We start from the raw sequence: 21,951 nt of genomic DNA on the forward strand, positions 1-21,951 counted from the left end.
GTCAGGCTTCCTCTACTTGCTCAAGCTGTGGGGCGTCGGTGCGCGGCAGCAGGCTGGCCGGGTCATAGGCCGGTTCCGTCAGGATGCGCCCCTTGCGTGGCCTGCCCGCAATGATGACCTCGATCTCGGTGCCGGGCAGATGCGCGTGGGGTTTGATATAGGCAAAGGCCAGGATTTTACCGACCGTATGGCCATAAGCGACCGAGGCTGTGGCGCCCACGATTTCACCATTCACAACAACGGCTTCGCCGCCATGCCCGTCCTCGACCCCGTCCGGTTCGATCTCCAGATAGGAACAGATCCACGGCATTTCGCCTGTCTCGGCCTGTTCCGCGCTGACCCGCGTGGCCTCGACGCCCAGATAGTCTTTGTCCAGCTTCATGAAGCGGCCCACATTGGCCTCGGGCAGCGTGACCTCGTTGGTCAATTCACCTGCACCGGGGAAGGCTTTTTCCATCCGCATCGCGTTCATAGCGAAAGAACCATAGTTTACGATGTCATATGGCGCACCCGCGGCCCAAAGTGCGGTGTACACGTCGACACAAGCCGCGTCGGGCATGTGTAACTCCCAACCCAATTCGCCTGCATAAGACATCCGAAACGCCCAGACCTTATGGCCTGCAACGGTGATTTCCTGCGCCGACAGCCAGCGGAACCCTGCATTGGACAGGTCCGCATCAGTGCATTGCGCCAGAACATCGCGTGATTTCGGACCGTTCAGCGACAGGGCCGACCATTCGGCAGACAGCGCCGTAATGGTTACGTCCTCATAGGCGCGGTTGTGGTTCAAATGGTCCAGCAAGCGCTGTTCGAAGAAGGCGGCGCAGACCAGATAGAACCGATCATCCGCCATGCGCACCAGCGTGGTTTCCAACTCGACCCTACCCCGGCGGTTCAGCATATGGGTCAGCGTGATCGAGCCGGTTTTCTGCGGCATCTTGTTGGCGGTCAGACGGTCCAGCAGAGCATAAGCGTCCGGGCCCGACACTTCGACCTTGGTGAAGGCGGTGACGTCCATAATGCCAACGCCTTGGCGCACGGCTTTCACCTCGGCCCCGACCACATCATGCACCACGTTGCGGCGGAAGCTGTAATGATCGCGCTGCTCGACGCCCTCCGGCGCAAACCAGCGGGGGCGCTCAAACCCATAAACCTCTTCGTAGACCGCGCCTTTGTCTTTGAGGATTTCATAGAGCGGCGACGGCTTGATCGGGCGACCTTCCAGTCGGTTGAAATGGGGGAAGGGAATCTCGTGGCGGAGCTTGTAATCCTCATGCGCTTTGATGACCTGCCAGTCCTTTTGGGCATAGCTGCCAAAGCGGCGTGGGTCGTAGTCGCGCATCGAAATGTCAGCCGCTCCGTAGACCATCCACTTGGCGAGTTCGCGGGTCAGGCCGGGGCCCCAGCCGATGCCGATCTGAGTGCCGCAACAGCACCAATAGTTCTTGACGCCCGGCGCGGGGCCAACCATCGGGTTGCCGTCGGGCGGATGGCTGATCGCGCCATGCACTTCACGGGTGATACCCAGCTCAGCAAAGATCGGCATGCGTTCCAGAGAATTCTCCAACCATGGCATCACGCGGTCATAATCGGCCTCGAACAGCCAGTTCTCGTATTCCCAAGGGCATTCGTCATGCCAGACCGAGTTTGAGTTCTCTTTTTCGTAAATCCCGATCAGGCCCTTTTTCTGCTCCATCCGGATATAGCCCGAGACCATCTTGTCGTCGCGGATCACGGGCAGTTCAGTGTCCAGATCCTGAAACTCGGGCACATTCTCCGTCACGAAATAATGATGGGTCATCGAGGTCATCGGCAGTTGCAAGCCGGACCATTCGCCCATTTGGCGCGCATAGGTGCCACCGGCATTGACCACATGCTCGCAAATGATTGTGCCCTTTTCGGTTTCAACCACCCATTCGCCCGCATCATTCTGGGTGATGTTGGTGGCGCGGCAATGGCGAAAGATCTTCACGCCCTTCTGACGCGCGCCGGTGGCCATCGCCATGGTCACGTTCGACGGGTCCACATGGCCATCATCCGGTGTGTAAAGCGCGCCCAGAACGCCATCCAGATTATAAAAAGGGTGCTCTTCCGCGATGAATTCGGGCCCGACCAGCTCGATATTGAACCCCAGCGAGCGACCGACAGACAATGTGTGGCGCAGCCAGTCCATCTCATCCTCGGTATAGGCCAAACGGAAGCTACCGCAGCCATGCCAGGTGACTGCTTGCCCGGTCTCTTCCTCAAGCGTCTTGGAATACAGGCCAATGTTGTAATCGACCATCCGCCCCAGTCCGTAGGAGCTGGTGGAATGGGTGATCTGCCCGGCTGCGTGCCATGTCGACCCGCTGGTTAGTTCGGCCTTTTCCAGCAGGATCGTGTCTTCGCCCCAGCCTTCATGCCCCAGATGATAGGCCAGGCCACAGCCCATAACGCCGCCGCCAACAATGACGACCTTCGCACGCTGCGGCAGTTCTTTTTTGGACATTACAAAATTCCTGTTCGAGAGTCGCAGATTTCTGTGGATTTGATATTCAAACAAATGTACCACGGTCAATGAAAAATGATACAAATGATTGCGGCACAGGTTTTCGAGACCGAATTGGCTGCTTATCGCTAGGGCTTTGTTACGAGGTCAGGGAATGAATAAACCGCTCACCCATTCGCTGGAGGCCAACTACTACACCGATCCAGCCGTCTTCCAGAATGAGATGAACGGGCTATTGTCTCGTACCTGGCAATTTGCAGGGCATGCGGCAGACATCCCGAATGTGGGTGACTATTTTGCCTTTCAGATCGCCGGGCAGAACCTGTTTGCCATTCGTGGCCGGGATGAGGTGATCCGCACTTTCTACAATGTCTGCCAGCACCGCGCGCATGAGATGGTGACGGGCACGGGCAACACTCGTGTGGTCGTTTGCCCCTACCACCAATGGACCTATGAGCTAACCGGCGGGCTGCGCGCCGGACCGAATATCAAAAAGGTTCCCGGATTTGATCGTGAGAAAATCTGCCTGACTGAGGTTCGGACCGAAATTTTCCTGGGCTTTATCTTTGTCAATTTGGACAGAGACGCCGCGCCAATGGATGACTGGTATCCCGGTGTGCGGGAAGAGATCGCCGCGTTTGTCCCTCAGATTGATGAGCTGGCACCGTTGGAATGGGTTGAAATCCCGGAGAACTGCAATTGGAAGGTTTCGGTCGAGAACTACTCGGAATGTTACCACTGCCCGACCAACCACCCGACATTTGCAGAAGGCGTAGTGAAACCCGAAACCTACGATATTCAGCCCGATCTGGGTGGTGGCTATGTTTTGCGCCACACGACCGAGTGTCAGAGCCTGGAAAAGATGACTTATCCCATCGACATGTCAGTGCCACATGCGGGCGACTACCAGTCATGGTTCCTGTGGCCGATGTTCTCGTTCCAGTGTTATCCAGGCAATGTGCTGAACACCTATCACTGGCGCGCCGAATCCGTTGATACCTGTACGGTCTGGCGCGGCTGGTACACGACCGGCGGACATGAAAGCGATGTGATCCGCGGGCTGGCGGTTCAGGATCGCGAGACAACCGTGGCCGAAGATATCCGCCTGGTCGAATCCGTATATCGCGGTCTGAAATCCAAGGGATATGTTCCCGGGCCTCTGGTTCTAGACCCTGATGGCGGGGTGATGAGCGAGCATTCGATCGCTCGGCTACAGCAATGGATGCGCGACGCGGTCGATTGATCTATGTGAAAATCTGGAATTGTGGTCTGGTTGCGGGCAAAGGGTCGCGTGGCCTTCAAAGTATTGAAACAGGAGAAAAATGATGGACAACGATCTGTTCGAAAAGGGGCTACAGCAGCGTAAGGCGACGCTGGGGGCCGACTATGTCGAAAAGAACCTGGCCGCCGCCGATGACTTTACCCGCCCCTTTCAAGAGGCGATGACCGCCTGGTGCTGGGGTTTTGGTTGGGGTGACGACACGATTGATGCCAAGACCCGCTCGATGATGAACCTGTCGATGATCGGCGCGCTGGGAAAGATGCACGAGTGGGAGATTCACTGCAAAGGCGCTTTGAACAATGGTGTCACCAAAGAAGAGATTCAGGCAATCATCCACGTGATTGGCATCTATTGCGGCGTGCCGCAATCGCTGGAGTGTTTCCGCGTTGCCCGCAAGGTGCTAGAGGAGCGCGGCCTTCTCTGACCCGCCGCCAGTTCAGTTCAGATTGCGCAGCAGCTCTTCAAACCAATGCTGTTCATGGACAGATTCGGTGCCTTCAAAAGCGCGCAGGGTTGCGGTGATCTGCCAGTTCTTCGGCGAAGCAGTCATGCAAACTTCGGTTTCGGTTCGGATCGACCAATCGCCGCGTGACATCTGGTAGACCCAACGCGTCTTGCCTTCTGCGCCCGCCGGGTTCTGAGCGGAAGCGCTAAAGACTTCGCGGCCTTGCACCTCGATCTCAAGGCCATTTTGCACGATCCTGTAACGGCCCGTCTCATGTCTTGTGTCGACGATCACAATATCGCGGACCACATCATGAGTGATGCTTCGGCCGCCTGCACCTTCCGCCAACGTCACTGTTTCAAGCGGTGCGGCTTGCTCGGGCCCTGGATAGGCGTGAAGCGTTTTATCTAACGGGCTTGGTTGCCGGTCTGGCAGCGTCAGACAACAACGATCCAGATTGAGCGTCAGGGTCGCCGCTTCGGGTGTTGGCCAGATCAATGGGAAATAGCTGGTGGAAAGCGCAACGCGGATGCGATTGCCGACGCCGAACCGGTGGGCGATGGCGCGTAATGGAACCTCGATCTCATAGTTCTGTCCCGGCACCAAAGCCTCGGGAGTTTCGTGGCTATTGCGGTGGGTCAGGTTCAAAACGGCATAGGTCACGCGTGATGATGATCCGCTGGGCAAAACTTCGTTCAGGCGCACGGCGATTTGTGCAACCGGCTTGTCGGATGAAAAGGCCAGTCGCAGCACCGGTTGGCCCACAATGTCGAATGAATCCATGAGCGGTGCGCTGTCAAAACAGGCCGACAGCGCATCGTCATGCCGCTGATCGCCGGGCAAGTCCCCATCGCTGGCAAAGGCGCACCAGAACCCAGCATAACCACCCGACATGACAGGTGAGTTCACTGATACTGTTCCCGATCCGGGGGCATCGGTCGCCAAGGTACCTTCGGCGCTTGGGTACCAGTCAGATGACCCTATGGCTGGCGATGGCCAGTTGCTTTCTGCCACCCAGTGCCCGTCGCGGTGGGTCATCGCTTCCTTCGGCTCGGTGCTGTGCTGCATGTAAAGGCGCAGCATTGGCTCATCCATGATGCCGGTGTCATGCCCTTTCAGCCAATGATCCCACCAACGCAGAACCTCTTGCAGGAACCCCATCTGAGGACCGGGCAAGCCGGCATTTGGCATCAGATGTGCCCAGGGCCCGATCAGCCCTTTGCGCGGCCCTTGCAGATGTTCCATCATGCGAAACACCGCAGGATAATACCCGTCCGCCCAGCCTGAGACTGCAAAGACTGGGATTTTGATGCGTGAGAAATCTTCACATACCGATCCGTGTTTCCAGAACGCATCGCGGGTTTGGTGCTGCATCCAGGTTTTTAGCCAAAGCCCCGAGCCACGCAGGCGGTCCAACCACATTTCGCGCCAGCGTTCACCCACATTTGCCGGGTCTGGCGGCATGGTGTTCTTGCCAAACATTATCGAGGACCACGTCAATTGCTCGCCCAGCACGCAGCCACCGGAGTAGTGGATATCATCGGCATAGCGATCATCGGTTGAACACAGGGTCATGACGGCCTTCAACGCAGGCGGTTGCAGAGCTGCGATCTGCAACCCATTGAACCCGGACCACGATTTCCCGGTGATCCCGACCTTGCCATCGCACCAGTCTTGTTCAGCGATCCAAGCGATCACTTCGCACCCGTCTTGCAGCTCCTGAGGGGTGTATTCATCGGTCAGTACGCCTTCGGAATCGCCGCTGCCGCGCAAATCGACACGGACAACTGCATAGCCGTGCCCTGCGAGATAGGGATAAAGCGTCACATCCCGCTCGGCCATGATGTCATTCTTGCGATAGGGCTGAAACTCGAAGATCGCAGGCACCGGCTGTGACGGGGCGCTTTTAGGCATCCAGATGCGCGCACCCAGTCGGCAGCCATCCGACATTGGAATCTCGACGTGATATATTTCTTCAACAGAATTAGGGAATTGCGAGACAATCTTCATGTTTGAACCAGCCTATCCGAGGATGACAGAGGCAGCATAGCCGCGGTTGATTCATTACAATCCGATATACATTGGCATGTCATCCCAAAACCTGTTCCGGGTTCTGGCCAAACGCCTTCGTTGTGCTGTCAGCCGAGCGCTTTTGTCGTTTGTCGGTTTATCAGGCGGACATCAGTTCGGGTTTCGGCCTCGGGCATCTCGTCCTTTTGCAGCCAACACAAGATCGTATCTGCCACTTGTCGCCCAAAGGCCTCAACGCCGCAGTGAACCGAGGATAGCGCGGGCCAACATTCTGACGCCTCGCGAATGTCGTCGAACCCGATGATCTGAAAGGAATTTCCGATCTCAACGCGGGCCTCGTGGCAGGCGTTGATCATGCCGAAGGCCACCAAATCGTTGAAACACAGTGCAGCATCGCAATCGGGGTGGTTCCTGAACAGATCAATCGCTGCTGAGTGCCCAAACGCGCGACTGGTTTTGCCCGTCATGACAATCGGGTCCAAACCACTTTCCTGTATAACCTCGAGATAGCCTGAGAAGCGTTCCTGGGTGACCTGCCGCCCCTCGAGCCCGCCCACAAAGGCAACCCGGCGTGCGCCGGCGTTCAATAGGTGCTGGGCAGCGGCCTGCCCCCCCGCGCGATAGTCAGGGGCGACGAAGGGGTGTTTGCCCGTCTCGTTTTCGACCTGACGCAGGACCTGCATCATCGGGATACCAGCACGCTCGACAGCCTCAAGTGTTTTTGAGACATCCCCGTAAGCAGGGGACAGGATCAGGGCTGAAACACCGTGCTCCAACATCGCGGTGACCACCTGGTCCTGAATATTGGGGTCTTCATTGGTGTTGGCGACCACCACCGCATAGCCCCGCGACCCCAAAGCCATTTGCAGCGATGTGGCGAATTCGGTGAAGAACGGGTTGGTCAGATCGTTGATCACCAGCCCGATCAGCGCGTTCCCGGTTGACCTCAGATTGGCCGCGGATCGGTTATAAACATAACCGATCTCTTTCATCGCTGCATGAACTAGCGTTCGGGTTTCCGCTTTGACCTGCGCGCTGCCCTGCAACACAAGGCTGACCGTGGATTTCGACACGCCCGCCTTGTTGGCGACATCTATGATCGTCGGTCTGCGCATTCAGTCTATTGATCTACCCCATGCAGCTTCAGCAATGTTGTCATCCGCGCTGTAGCCCGATCCGGGTCCGAGAGCAAACCCGCCTGATCTGCAAGCCGGAACACTTCGGCGTAATGGCAGATGTCGCGGCTGGATTGGAACCCGCCGGGCATAATGAAATGGGACTGCGCGCCGTTCAGCCAAGCCAGATAGGCAATCCCGGCCTTATAGAACTGCGTCGGTGCGCGGAAGATTTCACGGCTGAGCGGCACAGTCGGCACAAACAGCGCGTGGTAGCGATCCATATCATTCTGCGCCAGGGCCTCAAGCGCCTGAGCGGCCGCCGGGGCGATGGCTGCAAAAATACCTAGCAGGGCATGAGAATAGCGGCTCCCATCCCCAGCAATCAGATCGGCATAGTTGAAATCATCCCCGGTATAGAGGCGCACACCGTCCGGCAGGCGCTTGCGAAACGCCTCTTCATGCGCCTGATCGAGTAGTGAAATTTTGATACCATCGACCTTGCCGGGGTTTTCAGCGATCAAAGACAGCACAAAATCGCTGGCCTGATCCACATCCGTGCTGCCCCAATAGCCGGTCAGGGCCGGGTCGAACATATCGCCCAGCCAATGCAGAATGACAGGTTCCGCCGCCCCATCTATTAATGCGCGATAGACGTCGTGATACGTGTCCGGTTCGGCATTGATGGCCGGAAAGGCGCGTGAGGCCATAAGGATCAGTTGACCACCGGCGGCCTCTATGGCCTCGGCCTGATGCTCGTAAGCCGACAGGATTTCCCCGTCTGTGTTCAAGGCACTAAGAGGTACATGATCCGTCCCGGCCCCGCAGGCAACGCGTGGCGACAGAGGGTGCGCTTTGGCGGCCACCATAGTGCGTTGGATCAATTCCAGCGCTGTTTCCCAATCTACCCCCATCCCTCGCTGCGCGGTGTCCATTGCCTCAGCCAGGCCAAGTCCCTGGTCCCACAAGCCTTGGCGGAAACTCAGGGTCGCGTCCCAATCCACCGCCGGGCGGCCATCCCACGGGTTTCGCTCCGCTATCGGGTCAGAAACCACATGGGCGGCCGCGAAAGCGGTACGTGTCAAAGCCACCCGTGGCGCGCGAGCGACCAAAGGCGTTCCGGTCAGTGTGTAACCTTCCAACTGTCCGTGGCGGTTTGGCAAGATTATTGTCATCGCCTCAGACCTCCAGATCCAATACCAGAATGCCGTCGATGCCACCCTCTGCATTTGCCACCAATTGCGCACCGCAAGCCTTGTGATCCTCGTTCGCCTGATAGGTCGCCAAGGCGTCCCAATCGTCAAAATCGATCACAAACCCATGCATATAGCCGCGCTCGATCTGTTCCGGGCTTTGGCTGCGGCCCCCGGTGAAGCCTTGGGCACCGGGCAGAGCTTCGGCCACCTTGGCCAGCCCGCTGTAGATTTGGGCGATCGTCTCCTCGGTCACATCCGGGCGGAATTTTGTCAGAACGATATGACGGATCATTGCGTAAATCCTTGATCTTGCTTGATCATGTCGGCGGCTTTCTCGCCGATCATGATCGTAGGCGCGTTGGTATTCGAAGAATTGACCGTTGGCATGATCGAGGCGTCGGCCACGCGCAGACCCTCGATCCCGTTGAAGCGCAGGCGCGGGTCCAGAACGGCCTCGGCGTCATTGCCCATGCGGCAGGTGCCCGCGCAGTGGTGCGAGGTTTTAGAATGCACGCAGATAAAGTCGAAATACTCCTGCTCGGTCTTTACAGTTGGACCGGGCAGACGTTCCGCCAGAACGTATGGCTTCAACGCATCCTGCGCGAGGATGTTCTGCACCAGTTTCAGACCCCGGATCGACATCTCTCGGTCATAGGGATCGGCCAGATAGTTCGGATCGATCAAAGGCATCGCTGCTGGATCACTGCTTTGTAACCGCACCGTCCCCCGAGACCGGGGCCGCAGGAAACACGCATTCAGGGTCACACCGCCATTGGGCATCGCTTCGACCCCGGCCTCGATCCCCGTACCCAGCCCAAGATGCATCTGAATGTCGGGCGAACGCGCTTCGGGGTCGGCGTACCAGAAGCCGCCGGTTTCAAACAGGCTGGACGCCACCGGCCCTTTGCGGGTGAACAGATATTGCAGCGCGGCCCAAGCTGACAGGTGCAGCTTGGCGAAGCGGTCGTAAGTGTGCGGGCCGGTGACTTCGCAAATCGAATAGAGATCGAGGTGGTCCTGCAGGTTCTCACCAATCTGCGTCTGATCATAAACCGGTTTGATCCCAAGGCTTTCCAGATGATCCGCCGGTCCGATCCCGGACAGTTGCAGCAGGCGGGGCGAGCCAATGGCACCGGACGACAGGATCACCTCACGCGCAGCGGTGATCTTTTCGCCGCTCATCATCTCGATACCGGTCGCGCGGCCTTTTTCGACCATGATCTGACGGACCTGAGCGTCCATACGCACGGTCAGGTTCGGACGGTTCCGATTGGGTGCCAGAAACGCCATCGCTGCCGAGGACCGTCGCGCATTGCGTTGGGTCAGCTGGTAATACCCCGCCCCGTCCTGTTTCGCGCCATTCACATCCCGCGTTTCGGGAATACCAACCTGCCCGGCGGCCCTGATATAGGCGTCACAGATCGGCAAAGGGGCGGCGGGCATCGACACGCCCAGCGGACCGCTCTTGCCGTGGAACTCATTGTCGTAGCTGTCGTTATCCTCGGATTTCTTGAAATAGGGCAGGACATCGTCATAGCCCCAGCCCTCGCACCCCATCTGCCGCCAGTCGTCATAGTCCTGCGCAGCACCGCGTGTGTAGATCTGGGCATTGATTGCCGACCCGCCGCCGATCACCTTGGCCTGGGTGTAGTTGAACACCTTGTTTTGCATGTGCTTCTGCGGCACCGTCAACCAGCCCCAGCTGCCAATACCTTTGGTCATCTTGGCAAAGCCCGCAGGCAGGTGAAAAAACGGATGGCGGTCCGAAGACCCGGCCTCTAACAGCAGGACCTTGGCCTCGGGTTCCTCGGACAGGCGCGCCGCAATGACCGAACCTGCCGAGCCGCCGCCGATCACGATGAAATCGTATCCTTCAGACATCTTGTCCTCTGAGTTCCTTACAGGCGCGAGATCGAAAGCCCGCCATCCACGGGGATTGCGGCCCCGGTGGCGAATTGCATCTGGCCGTCCACGATGGGAACGATGACCGAGCCGATATCCTGCGGCTCACCCCACCGCGCGGCGGGTACCAACCCGCCTTCGATCCGGTCGGTGTATTTGTCGCGCACACCAGCCGTCATTTCGGTGGCGATGATGCCGGGGCGCAGTTCGAACACGCCGATCCCATGCGGGGCCATCCGCACCGCAAACAGCTGTGCCATCATCGCGGCGGCGGCTTTGGACACGCAGTATTCTGCGCGCTCGATAGACACCATCGTGGCGCTGACCGAGGTGACAAAAGTGATCGAGCGGTAGCTGTCCTGCGGGTCGGCCAGCATGCGCCGCGCGACGTCTTGCGCCAGAAAAAACGCGCCGCGCAGATTGATGTTCTGCACAAAGTCCCAGTTCTCGGGCTTCAGATCCAACATGTCACCGCGGACAGGTGCCCCGACACCTGCGTTGTTAATCAGTGCGGTGATCGGGCCCAGTTGGGCCTCGACCTTATCCAGCAACGTGGGCACGTGATCGATGTCTGACACATCATGCTGCACATAGACCGCACCCGGTCCCAATTCGGCCAAGGCTGCTTGCACCGCAGGTTTGTCCGGCGCGGACCGGGACGCCAGTGCCACCTTGTACCCGGCGTCGATAAGCGCGCGCGAAATTCCAAGTCCGATGCCTTGCTGGCCGCCTGTGATCAAAGCCACTCCGGTCATGCTGCAAACTCCGTTTCAATGATGTGGCGACCGGCGCGCAGGGCCAGCGCCGCGATGGTAAGGGCCGGATTGACGGCAGCCGAGGTCGGCAGGACCGAGGCGTCAACGATGAACAGGTTCCGGTGGTCATGGCTGCGGCAGAACGGGTCCACCACGCTGCTGGTTGGATCGCGCCCCATCCGGGCTGTCCCGCATTGGTGCGAGGGCGTGCGCCGGTCGAAGGGCCGCGACAGGACAATCGGAAACCCAGCCCGGCGCAGGTGCTGTTTCAGCTTGGCCACCAGTGCCTCATGCGCCTGCCAGTTCGAGCGTTTCCAGTCCAACCGGATCTGATCACCTTCGACTGTTACCCGGCTGTCCGGATTGGGCAGGTCCTCGGACATCGCATAGAAATCAAAGCTGCGGTTTGCGATCATTGTCGCAATCGGACCGGGTATACCGGGCTGGGATGCCAAAATCGGCCCGGTGATCTTGCCCAGCATCTGGATATTGCCCAAGGGCGCACCGCCCTGCCCGTCATCATTGTAGTAGTCGTTGAACATCAACGTCTTCTGATAGACCGCGCGGTTGCGGCGCAGCGGATGCAAAGCCAGAACCGCCGAGCAATTGTGGTTCATGAAGTTGCGCCCAACCTGATCGGATCGGTTCGCCAATCCGGCGGGGCAATTGTCATTGGCGGATTTCAACAACAGCGCGGCGGACTGAACCGCCCCGGCAGATAACACGATCACCGGCGCGTGCAGCGTGCCGTGCCTCGCGACCTCAACACCTGTGATGTGTCCGTCCTTGTCGCCCAGCAGTTTTTCGGCGGGTGCGTTGGTCAACAGTTCGACATTCTCGTGCTTCAGGGCGTCCGCCAGAGCGCAGGTTTCCGCGTCCATTTTGCCACCGCAGGTGTTCGGAAACGCATCCCACGTGGTTTGCCCGGCCAAGAGCCAGCGGTCGATATCCACCCCCAAAGGGACCGATGCAGGCGACAGCCCAACGCTACGCAAACGCGCGCGCAGATCCGCGATGTCAGGCTCATCGGCCACGGGAGGATGCGGATATGCGCCGCTATGCGGCGGCTCGGTCGGGTCCTCATCGGTGGTTCCACGCACTGCATATAGCTGCTCGGCCGCCGTGTAGTCCGGTTCCAGTTCTTCGTAACGGAGAGGCCAGCCAGGAGAGCGACCCCCCATATGCTGGCGCTGTTCAAAATCCTCGGCCCGGTAGCGGATCAGGGCGGCACCGTAGAATTTGGAGTTGCCGCCAACGCAGTAATAGTTGCCGGGACTGAAGGGCTGCCCCTCGCCATCCAGCCATGTTTCATCGGGGCGGAAATGCCCATCCGCAAAGATCGCCTTCGGATCCCGATCCACGGGCGACGGGCGCAGATGCTCTCCCCGCTCAAGGATCAGAATGCGGCAGCCCGTAGGGGCAAGTGCTGCGGCTAGCGTAGCCCCTCCGATCCCAGATCCTATGATTATGACATCCGGGTTTGTCACGGAACAATCCGCATCTCGCTTTCCGGGTCAAAGGCCACGGCCTTTTCCATATTGACGGCAAAGTCGAAATCCTGTCCCGCCGCAACCTCAGCGTCAGAGCGCATCCGGGCAATCACATCGCGGCCCCCCAACTGCATCGAGACAAAGGTGTCCGAGCCTGCGGGTTCGGTAACAACAATCCGGTTGGCCATCTGCGCAATGTTCGAGGATTTCCGGTCTGCACCATCCATATCGGTGATGGTTTCCGGTCGGATACCCAAAAGAATATCGCGCCCATCCCAAGCGGCTAGGTTGTCTTGGCTGAACGGCAGTTGCGCCATTGATCCATCATGGGTGGCAACCTCGGCATGGGGCCGACCGTTCAGCATGGCCACTTTCGCGGGCATCACGTTCATTGCGGGTGAGCCCATGAAGGTTGCCACAAAGATATTGGCCGGGGTGTCGTAGATTTCCTGCGGGGTTCCGAGTTGCTGCACATAGCCGCCATTCATCACGGCGATGCGGCTGGACAGGGTCATCGCCTCGATCTGGTCATGGGTCACGTAGACGATTGTGGTGCCAAGGTTCTGATGCAGCTTCTTGATCTCGGTCCGCATATCGACACGCAGCTTGGCGTCGAGGTTGGACAGAGGCTCGTCAAACAGGAACACATCCGGTTCCCGCACCAACGCGCGCCCCATGGCAACGCGCTGACGCTGACCGCCTGACAATTGGCCGGGCTTGCGGTCCAGCAACTGCTCGATCTGCAATAGGGTGGCGACCTCTTGCATCGCCTTGTCGCGTTCGGGCTTTGGAACGCCGTGCATCTCAAGCCCGAAGGTGATGTTCTGCCCGACCGTCATGTTCGGATACAAAGCATAGCTTTGGAATACCATGGCGATGTTACGGTTCGACGGGTGCACCCCGTTCATCACCTGATCTTTGATACGAATCTCTCCGCTGGTGATTTCTTCCAGCCCCGCGATCATGTTCAGCAGGGTCGACTTGCCACAGCCCGAAGGGCCGACAAGCACCAGGAACTCTCCCTCCTGCACAGAGATGTCGACCTTGTGCAGAACCTCAACCGCCCCATAGGATTTGGTTGCGTTGTCTATGTCCAGAAAACCCATGAGGCCTTATCCTTTCACGGAACCCGCCATCAGGCCGCGGACGAAGTATCGACCGGCCACGATGTAGACGAGCAGAGTTGGCATGGCGGCCAGAATGGCGCCTGCGAAATGAACATTGTATTCCTTCACACCGGTTGATGACTGCACCAGATTGTTCAGCGCTACCGTCATCGGCTGGCTATTGGCGTCGGCGAAGGAGGCACCAAACAGAAAGTCGTTCCAGATATTGGTGAACTGCCAGATGATCGATACCACTGCGATCGGCCCGGAACTTGGCAGCAGGATGCGCCAGAAGATCTGGAAGAACCCTGCACCGTCGATCTGCGCCGCCCGGATCAACTCAGTCGGGAAGACGGCATAGTAGTTCCGGAAATAAAGCGTGGTGAAGCCGATCCCATAGACCACATGCACCAGCGCCAGACCCCAAGTGGTACCTGCCAGACCCATCAGGCCCAGCATCCGCGCCATCGGAATCAGAACGATCTGAAACGGGATGAAACAGGCAAACAGCATCAGACCGAACAGGATGGTGTCGTATTTGAAACGCCATTTGGTCAGCACATAGCCGTTCAGCGCACCCAGAATGGTCGAGACAATGACGGCCGGGACCACCATCTTGATCGAGTTCCAGAAATACGGCCGCAGTCCGGTTGGCTCGACCCCGATCTGGGCCGACGACCACGCCTTGATCCACGGCTCTAACGTGAAGACCTGCGGCAGGTTCATCATGCCGCCGCCGGTGATCTCTTCCAGCGGTTTCACCGAGTTCGACAGCATGACGTAAAGCGGCAGCAGGTAGAACAGCGAGAAGAGGATCAGCACTACGTAGATCAGTGTGCGCGTGATCCGGCCTGTGCTAATTGCGGTATCCTGAGTTGCCTGGGCCATCAGCGTTTCTCCCGCAGTTCAGCGTACAGATAGGGGATCATGATCGCCGCGATGGTCATCAACATGATCGTGGCCGAGGCCGCGCCGATCCCCATTTGGTTTCGCGTGAAGGTGTAGGAATACATGAAGGTCGCCGGCAGTTCCGTTGCCCTGCCCGGCCCCCCTCCGGTCAGGGCGATGACAAGGTCGAAGGTCTTGATCGCAAGGTGGCTGAGGATCACGAAGGCCGACAGGAAGGCCGGACGCAGTTGCGGGATGATGATCCGGCGGTAGAGGTTCCAATTCGAGGCTCCGTCCATCTGCGCCGCGCGCAAGATTTCATTGTCGATGCCACGCAAACCGGCCAGAAACATCGCCATCACAAAGCCGCTGGTCTGCCAGACGGCCGCCAGAACAACCGTATAGATCGCGTAGTCGCGGTTCTTGATCCAGTCGAACTCAAAACTGGTCCAACCCCAAGTATGCATGACGTTTTCAAGGCCGATACCCGGGTCGAGGAACCATTTCCAGGCAGTGCCGGTGACAATGAAACTCAGCGCCATTGGGTAGAGATAAATCGGGCGCAAAAGCCCCTCGCCCCTTATTTTCTGATCAAGGAAGATCGCCAGACCCAGTCCGATACAGGTGCAGATCACGATATAAAGACCCGCGAATATGCCCATATTGATCAGTGAGGTTTCCCAATGACTGAGCCGCCAGAGCTTGTCGTAATTCTCCCAACCGACCCAGCCAAAGCTTGGCAGGATTCGGCTGTCGGTAAAGGACAGGTAGACCGAGAACAGGATGAACCCGTAAACAAAGACCAGCATCATCGCCAGCGAGGGTGACAGGACCAGCTTGGGGATCCAGTTCTGAAGGCGTGTTTTGAAATCCGCGTCGGCTGAGCCAGCCATGGCGCGCCCTCCTGCAAGTGGGGAAGTGTCTGAGGCGCGGGGTGTGCCCGCTGGTGACAGGGCGGCACGGTCGCCGCCCCGTCGGGAGGATCAGGTGATCACTTGGCGATGGACACGGCGTCGACCAGTTCGACTACAGCGGTTTCGCTGTCATATTCGCCGTTGAAATGCGCCGTCACAACGTCATAGACCGCGTTCTTGACCGAGGCAGGGGCTGCGTGACCATGGGCCATCGATCCGAACAGGTTGCCCGAGGATGCAGCCGCCGCCAGATCCTTCATTCCCTGTTTGCCGCAATCGTCAAAGTCGGCGTCGCTGACATCGGTCCGCGCGGGAACCGAGCCCTTCACAACGTTAAAGGCCGACTGGAACGACGGAGACAGGATCGCGCTGGCCAGAGCCGCCTGTTCTGCCGAAACCGAACCACCCTGATCAAACATCATGAACTGGTCCGCGTTGAAGGTGACCTGATCTGCCGTGCCGGGGAAGCGGAAGCACAGGAAGTCCTGACCGGGCACTTTTCCTGCGTTCAGAAACTCACCCTTGGCCCAGTCGCCCATCATCTGGAAACCGGCCTCGCCATTGATGACCATTGCAGTCGCCAGGTTCCAGTCGCGGCCCGAGAAGTTTTCATCAACATTGTCGCGGATAAAGGCCATGCGGTCGAACGCCTCTTTCATGGCATCGCCGCCCAGCGTTTCTTCATCCAGATCGATGAAAGCCGCCTTGTAGCCATCCGGGCCTAAGGTCGACATGGCAACGGCATCAAACACTGTCGCGTCCTGCCAGGCCTGACCGCCATGGGCAATTGGCGTCACACCCGCCGCTTTCAGCGCTTCAACAGCAGCCACGAACTCTTCCCAGTTGGTGGGCTGCGCGATGCCGTTTGCGTCCAGAACCGCCTTGTTGGCCCAGACCCAGTTGGTCGAATGCACATTCACAGGGGCCGAAACCCATTTGCCGTCATGCTTAGCGAAGGCCTTCAGCGCATCTGGTACGACCGCGTCCCAGCCTTCCTGCGCGGCCACTTCGTTCAGGTCGGCCAAGGCCCCCTGTGCGGCCCAGTCCTGAATGTCAAAACCCAGACCCTGAACGGCGGTTGGAGCGTTTCCAGCAGTCACACGGGCGCGCAGAACAGTCATCGCCTGCTCACCGCCACCACCGGCGACGGGCATGTCGGTCCAGCCAACGCCCTGACCGGACAGGTCATCCTTAAGGACGTTCAGCGCTGCGGCCTCACCACCCGAGGTCCACCAGTGCAGAACCTCAACCTCTTCCGCCTGTGCTAAACTGGATGTGCACAGAAGCCCGGCCACGATGACCGACTTTGTTTTCAGCATGTTACGCATTTTCGTTTCCTCCCTTAATGCGATCTTTGTTGTTCCTGCGCCGCGTGGCGCGTGTTTCAATCCTGTGGCACCCAGGGCGCCCGGCTGTCGCCGATGCGCATCACCACGGATTTGACCTCGAAAAACTCCTCGAACCCGTATCGCCCGATCTCTCTGCCCTGGCCGGATTGTTTGTAGCCACCAAAGGCCACCTCGGGGAACCCATCCATCCAGGTATTGGTCCAGACCGTCCCCGCCTGGGCGCGACGGGCAAAGTCGAGGCAGGTATGGACATTTTCGCTCCAGACCCCTGCCGAAAGACCGAGAGCGCTATCATTCATGATCTCAATGGCTTCGTCCAGCGTTTTGAACGTCAGTACCGACAGCACGGGGCCAAAGACTTCGTCGCGTGCGATGGGCATATCAGGTTGCACATCGGTGATAATGGTCGGTTGGTAGAATTGGTTGCCCAACCCCTCAACGTTCAAAGGATCGCCGCCCAAGGCAATTGTTGCGCCTGCGGATCGAGCCTCTTTGACATAAGCATCGATCTTGGCGTTGTGTTCGGGCGTGACAATCGCCCCGACCTGCGTGCTCGGATCCAACGGATCGCCAAATTTCACCTTCCGCGACAGCGCAATCACCTTGTTGGCAAAGGCTTGCGCGACATCCTCATGCACAATGATGCGACTGCTGGAGTTGCAGCACTGGCCGACATTGAAATAGACGCCAAACACCACCGCATCTGCGGCTGAATCAAGGTTGGCGTCAGGAAAGATCACCTGCGGGTTCTTGCCGCCCAGCTCCAGCGCAACTTTCTTCAAGGTGTCCGATGCGGTTTTGCTGATGGTTTTGCCCACCGCGGTCGAGCCCGTGAAGCTGACCATGTCTACGGCCTCATGGCTGGACAGTGTACTGCCGACCGGTTGGCCATAGCCCAGCACAATGTTGCAGACACCTGCAGGCAATCCAGTCTCCACCAGCAGTTCTCCCAGCATTAGAGTAGTCGAAGGCGTCATTTCGGAGGGTTTCACCACCGCCGTGCAACCAGCCGCCAATGCAAATGGCAGTTTCTGGCTGAGAATCCAGAACGGGAAATTCCACGGCGTGATGATAGACACGACACCGATGGGTTCTTTCAGTACCACGCCCATCATATCTGCGCCCAGCGTATTGTGGCTGTCACCATGGGTGCTGCGCGCCATTGAGGCCGCATAGCGCCACAGATCGGCGGCACCTCCTACCTCACCTTTGGACTGGCTGATTGGCTTGCCGCTTTCCAGTGTCTCGATCAGGGCGATGCGGTCGACGTTCTGCTCTATTAGATCGGCCACTTTCAGCAACACCTCGGCGCGGTATTTTCCCGAAGCGCGGCTCCAAACGCCGCTATCGAAAGCCTCCCGCGCCGCGAGGATCGCAGCTTCGGCTTCGGCCTCAGAACCAAGCGCTGATCGGCTTACAATATGCCCATGAGAGGGTGAGCGGCGCTCGAAGGTCTCACCCGACGCGCTGTCCTGCCACTGACTGTTGATCAGGTGGCGACCCTCAAACAATTGGGGCAGATCAAAGGGGATCGCTGGGTTGATCGTGAGGTCTTTCATTTGTGTTCAGAGCCCTGAAAACTGAGGGTTACGTTTTTCCATGAAGGCCGCCACGCCTTCGTCACGATCGGCAGACGCGGCAGCGGCGGCACTGCCAAGCGCCTCGATTGCCGCAGCCGAGTCTTCACCGACCGCTGCATGGATCATGTTCTTTGCAATCTCGGTTGCACGCGGGGACAGGTCCTGCGCCTCGGCTGCGATCTCACGAGCGCGGGCCAGGACATCGTCGGCCATTTCGGCGGCGTAGCCGAGGGCCACCGCGCGGTCGGCACCAAGGCGACGACCAAACAGAGCCATCTCCTTTACGGCCCCTTCAGGCATCAACCGCGCCAGTCGCTGCGTCCCGGACCAACCCGGTACAATGCCGATCCGCGCCTCGGGCAAGGCCAGAGTTGCGCGAGGGGCCATCAGGCGCAGGTCGCAACAGCTGGCCAGCTCCAGCCCGCCGCCAAAGGCATGACCGTTGATCGCGGCAATTGTTGGTTTACCAAGCCGTGCGAGGCGGTCGAAAATCCGGTGCCCGCCCCGCACCCAGTGCCGAGCAAACTCTGCTGGGCTCAGCCCCCCCCAGGCACCGATATCCGCGCCACAGCAAAACGCCTGTTCTCCGGCCCCGGTCAGCACCAGAGACCGGATCGCATTGTCCCGCTCGATCTGCTGCACATGCGCTTCAAGCGCATCCAGCATGTCGATGGTCAACGCGTTCAGCTTGGACGGGTTATCCAGCGTCAGGATGGCGGTGGCCCCGTCGATATGAAAGCCAATCCCGCTCATACTGCCATTCCCATCGGGCCTTCGGTGAACAGGGACTTCGGCATCAGGGCTGCGTTTTCGGCTACGGTCACGCGCCCGTCCGAGGCTGCCACAATATCCCGCTGCGTGTTGATGCCCGGCATGATCTCGGTGGCGACCAGCCCCTGATCGGTCAGGCGGATGACACAGCGCTCAGTCACGTAGATCACATCCTGCCCAAGCTCGCGCGCCCGGCGGCCCGAGAAGGTGACGTGTTCCACCTGATTCACCATCTTGGTGAACTTACCGGGGGTTGCGACGCAGATCCCGTCGGCGCTCAGAGCGATCTTGGCCCCGGCCTCGAACCAGCCCGAGAACACGATCTTTTTCGCGCCTGCGGTGATGTCGACAAACCCGCCGCATCCGGCAGTCAGATAGGGTTTCTTGCCCAGTTTTGAGACATTCACGTTGCCCTCGACATCAACCTCGAGGAACGACAGGAATGACATGTCGAACCCGCCGCCCTGGAAGTAGATGAACTGCTGCGGCGAGGGCACGTAGGCATGTGCATTGGACGCACAGCCAAACGCAAATCCGGTCAGCGGTACTCCGCCAACAGCCCCTTGTTCGATGGCCCATGTGACTGCCTTGGGATGCCCTTCCTCCAGCAGAATGCGGGGCACCATGGCGCTGATGCCAAAGCCCAGATTTGCGCTCATCCCCGAGCGCAACTCCATCGCAGACCGGCGTGCGATTACCTTCTCAACCCCGTGTTCGGCCAATGCGAAACTGTCCCACGGGCGCATGATCTGGCCCGAGATGGCCGGGTCATAGGGCGTTTCAGTGGTCTGTTTCTGATCCGGGTCCTCTACAATCAAGTCGACCAGATGGCCGGGTACACGCACATCATGCGGACGCAGACTGCCCTCGGCGGTCACCCGCTGAACCTGAGCGATCACCAGACCGCCATGGTTGCGCACGCAGATGGCCTGTTCCAGCCCACCCAGATAGGCCCCTTCATGCTCATAAGTCAGGTTGCCGAATTCATCCGCCGTGGTGGCGCGCAGGATGCAGACAGTCGGGATGATGTTGGGGAAGTGCAGCCAGGTCTGGCCGCCAAATTCGGCGCGCTGCACGATGGGTGCGGCAGCACCGCGTTCATTCATCGCGCAACCCTCACGGGTCGGGTCTACGAACGTATCCAGCCCGACCTGAGTCAGCACACCCGGACGCCGCGCTGCGGCCTCGCGGTGCATGTCGAACATGATGCCCGAGGGTACGTTGTAGGCGGCTACGCGGTCTTCGACGATCATCTTCCAGATATCGGGCATCTCAAGGCTGGACGGTCCCGAAGGGTAAGACCCGGCCAGCACACGGGTCAGCAACCCGTCCTGCGCTAGATATTCCATGCCGTTCACGCCGTACATGTCGCCTGCCGCAATCGGGTGCATCGTTGTGATATTGCGCGGGTGTCCTTCTGCCTGGAACCGTTCGCCCATGGCCTTCAGAACCAGATCGGGGCATCCCAGAGCTGACGAGGAAGAAACCGTGATAATCGCGTCATCCGGGATGCGGGAGACGGCATCAGAGGCAGAAACTAGCTTGCTCATCAGAAGCCACCATAGTCGATGTCAACGCGCTGACCGGTTGCTGCCGCTTCGCGCACGCTGAGCGCGACGGACAGGGATTTGACCCCATCCGAGCCATCTGCGGCAGGGCGCCCCTGCCCTGCCGAGGCGGCAACGAAGTCCGAAACCCCCTGCACGTAAAGGTCATGGTTGGAATAGGGAATGACCTCGGTGCCCGCGCCGGTAACGAGCGTGATTTCACCAACCGGCTGCTGGGTCATTACGCCGTTAGCAAAGATCGATCCTTCTGTCCCGTGCACCTGAAGCCCGGAGCCGGCGAAGGGGTGCGTAAAGCTCTCATGGCTCATCACCATCGCGCCCGAGGGCATAGTCCAGACTGACATGCAGGAGTCCTCGACCCCCTGCCCCATGCCGGAGCTGGTCATCTGTGCCACGACGCTTGCCGGGTCTTCCTGTAGCAAGAACCGGGTTACGTCCGCGTCGTGCACGACGATGTCAGGAATTACGCCGCCGCCAGCACCTGCGTCGTTTATCCGCCAGCCCTGAAGATGACCCGGCAGGTGAACCGCGTGATGAATGCGCAGCGACAGCACTTTGCCAACTCGGCCCGCTGCGATGAGATCACGGATCGCGCGGTGGGTGCCCGAGCAGCGCAGGTGGTGGTTGGTTCCGAAGGTAGTACCAGCGGTGTCAGCCGCACGGACCATTTCGACCGCTTCAGCCTGCGTCATGCCAAGGGGCTTCTCACACAGAACATCCTTGCCTGCGGCAATCGCAGCCATAGCCTGGGCATGGTGCTTTTCATTGGTTGATGAGATGTAGACCGCCTGTATGTCCGGGTCAGCGAGCGCTTCGGCTAGATTGGTCGTGGCGTTTGCAATGCTTTGATCCTTGGCCCAGACCCCCACCCGATCGGGTGATGTGCTGACAACCCAGGTGACATCATTGCCAGGCTGCTTTCGCACGGCGTTCAACATGTATTGTGACGCAATCGTGCTTGCCCCCACAAATACCCAGTTCATTGCAGCCCTCATTACTGGAACGTTCCAGAAGTATGCTTACTGGAACGTTCCATAATGATCAAGATGAATCTTGGAACCGACTCTTTTG

The 21,951-nt window shown here is 59.0% G+C and carries 18 protein-coding genes; 2 read left to right on the forward strand and 16 right to left on the reverse strand.

From position 1 onward, the window contains the following. Position 1 precedes the first annotated feature (1 nt). Positions 2 to 2,488, reverse strand: coding sequence for an FAD-dependent oxidoreductase (locus ACR0EL_RS06965; RefSeq protein ID WP_480499045.1), 2,487 nt, complete (start codon positions 2,486 to 2,488; stop codon positions 2 to 4). Positions 2,489 to 2,642: 154 nt separating this feature from the next. Here ACR0EL_RS06965 and ACR0EL_RS06970 point away from each other — a divergent pair, with 154 nt between their 5' ends. Together ACR0EL_RS06970 and ACR0EL_RS06975 are read left to right on the forward strand one after the other, a co-directional pair. Continuing rightward, positions 2,643 to 3,731 carry an aromatic ring-hydroxylating oxygenase subunit alpha gene (locus tag ACR0EL_RS06970; RefSeq protein ID WP_480499046.1) on the forward strand — a complete coding sequence of 363 codons (1,089 nt, stop codon included), beginning with the start codon at positions 2,643 to 2,645 and terminating at the stop codon, positions 3,729 to 3,731. A gap of 79 nt (positions 3,732 to 3,810) precedes the next feature. Next, entirely contained in the window at positions 3,811 to 4,194 is a 384-nt protein-coding gene (locus tag ACR0EL_RS06975) for a carboxymuconolactone decarboxylase family protein (RefSeq protein WP_480499047.1), read from the forward strand. 12 nt (positions 4,195 to 4,206) lie between these two features. Here ACR0EL_RS06975 and ACR0EL_RS06980 read toward each other — a convergent pair whose 3' ends face one another. The 15 genes from ACR0EL_RS06980 to ACR0EL_RS07050 form a co-directional block, all read right to left on the reverse strand. Continuing rightward, entirely contained in the window at positions 4,207 to 6,225 is a 2,019-nt protein-coding gene (locus ACR0EL_RS06980; RefSeq protein ID WP_480499048.1) for a CocE/NonD family hydrolase, read from the reverse strand. Between the two features lie 128 nt (positions 6,226 to 6,353). Beyond that, on the reverse strand, positions 6,354 to 7,361 hold the full coding sequence (locus tag ACR0EL_RS06985; protein ID WP_480499049.1) for a LacI family DNA-binding transcriptional regulator: 1,008 nt from the start codon (positions 7,359 to 7,361) through the stop codon (positions 6,354 to 6,356). Between the two features lie 5 nt (positions 7,362 to 7,366). After that, on the reverse strand, positions 7,367 to 8,536 hold the full coding sequence (locus ACR0EL_RS06990; protein WP_480499050.1) for a dihydrodipicolinate synthase family protein: 1,170 nt from the start codon (positions 8,534 to 8,536) through the stop codon (positions 7,367 to 7,369). A 4-nt stretch (positions 8,537 to 8,540) separates the two neighbouring features. Continuing rightward, positions 8,541 to 8,849 carry a Dabb family protein gene (locus ACR0EL_RS06995; RefSeq protein WP_480499051.1) on the reverse strand — a complete coding sequence of 103 codons (309 nt, stop codon included), beginning with the start codon at positions 8,847 to 8,849 and terminating at the stop codon, positions 8,541 to 8,543. After that, complete coding sequence (locus ACR0EL_RS07000) at positions 8,846 to 10,438, reverse strand: GMC family oxidoreductase (RefSeq protein ID WP_480499052.1); 1,593 nt, start codon at positions 10,436 to 10,438, stop codon at positions 8,846 to 8,848. The genes ACR0EL_RS06995 and ACR0EL_RS07000 overlap by 4 nt, the downstream gene beginning before the upstream one ends. Before the next feature lie 17 nt (positions 10,439 to 10,455). Further along, positions 10,456 to 11,214, reverse strand: a complete 759-nt coding sequence (locus tag ACR0EL_RS07005) for a 3-ketoacyl-ACP reductase (RefSeq protein WP_480499053.1) — start codon at positions 11,212 to 11,214, stop codon at positions 10,456 to 10,458. After that, on the reverse strand, positions 11,211 to 12,701 hold the full coding sequence (locus ACR0EL_RS07010; RefSeq protein WP_480499054.1) for a GMC oxidoreductase: 1,491 nt from the start codon (positions 12,699 to 12,701) through the stop codon (positions 11,211 to 11,213). The genes ACR0EL_RS07005 and ACR0EL_RS07010 overlap by 4 nt, the downstream gene beginning before the upstream one ends. Next, positions 12,698 to 13,810, reverse strand: a complete 1,113-nt coding sequence (locus ACR0EL_RS07015; RefSeq protein ID WP_480499055.1) for an ABC transporter ATP-binding protein — start codon at positions 13,808 to 13,810, stop codon at positions 12,698 to 12,700. Before ACR0EL_RS07015 ends, ACR0EL_RS07010 begins: the two co-directional genes overlap by 4 nt. 6 nt (positions 13,811 to 13,816) lie before the next feature. Then, positions 13,817 to 14,698, reverse strand: coding sequence for a carbohydrate ABC transporter permease (locus ACR0EL_RS07020; protein ID WP_480499056.1), 882 nt, complete (start codon positions 14,696 to 14,698; stop codon positions 13,817 to 13,819). Next, positions 14,698 to 15,591: a carbohydrate ABC transporter permease gene (locus tag ACR0EL_RS07025; protein ID WP_480499057.1), complete on the reverse strand. Its 894-nt coding sequence runs from the start codon at positions 15,589 to 15,591 to the stop codon at positions 14,698 to 14,700. The genes ACR0EL_RS07020 and ACR0EL_RS07025 overlap by 1 nt, the downstream gene beginning before the upstream one ends. A 98-nt stretch (positions 15,592 to 15,689) precedes the next feature. Continuing rightward, on the reverse strand, positions 15,690 to 16,931 hold the full coding sequence (locus ACR0EL_RS07030) for an ABC transporter substrate-binding protein (protein WP_353010272.1): 1,242 nt from the start codon (positions 16,929 to 16,931) through the stop codon (positions 15,690 to 15,692). Positions 16,932 to 16,996: 65 nt separating this feature from the next. Next, on the reverse strand, positions 16,997 to 18,520 hold the full coding sequence (locus ACR0EL_RS07035) for an aldehyde dehydrogenase family protein (RefSeq protein ID WP_480499058.1): 1,524 nt from the start codon (positions 18,518 to 18,520) through the stop codon (positions 16,997 to 16,999). Positions 18,521 to 18,526: 6 nt separating this feature from the next. Continuing rightward, positions 18,527 to 19,294, reverse strand: coding sequence for an enoyl-CoA hydratase/isomerase family protein (locus ACR0EL_RS07040; RefSeq protein WP_480499059.1), 768 nt, complete (start codon positions 19,292 to 19,294; stop codon positions 18,527 to 18,529). Next, on the reverse strand, positions 19,291 to 20,862 hold the full coding sequence (locus ACR0EL_RS07045; RefSeq protein WP_480499060.1) for an acyl CoA:acetate/3-ketoacid CoA transferase: 1,572 nt from the start codon (positions 20,860 to 20,862) through the stop codon (positions 19,291 to 19,293). Before ACR0EL_RS07045 ends, ACR0EL_RS07040 begins: the two co-directional genes overlap by 4 nt. Further along, positions 20,862 to 21,863, reverse strand: coding sequence for a Gfo/Idh/MocA family protein (locus ACR0EL_RS07050; RefSeq protein ID WP_480499061.1), 1,002 nt, complete (start codon positions 21,861 to 21,863; stop codon positions 20,862 to 20,864). The genes ACR0EL_RS07045 and ACR0EL_RS07050 overlap by 1 nt, the downstream gene beginning before the upstream one ends. Positions 21,864 to 21,951: the final 88 nt, after the last annotated feature.

The sequence above is a fragment of the Ruegeria sp. AH12 genome, assembly GCF_056541465.1.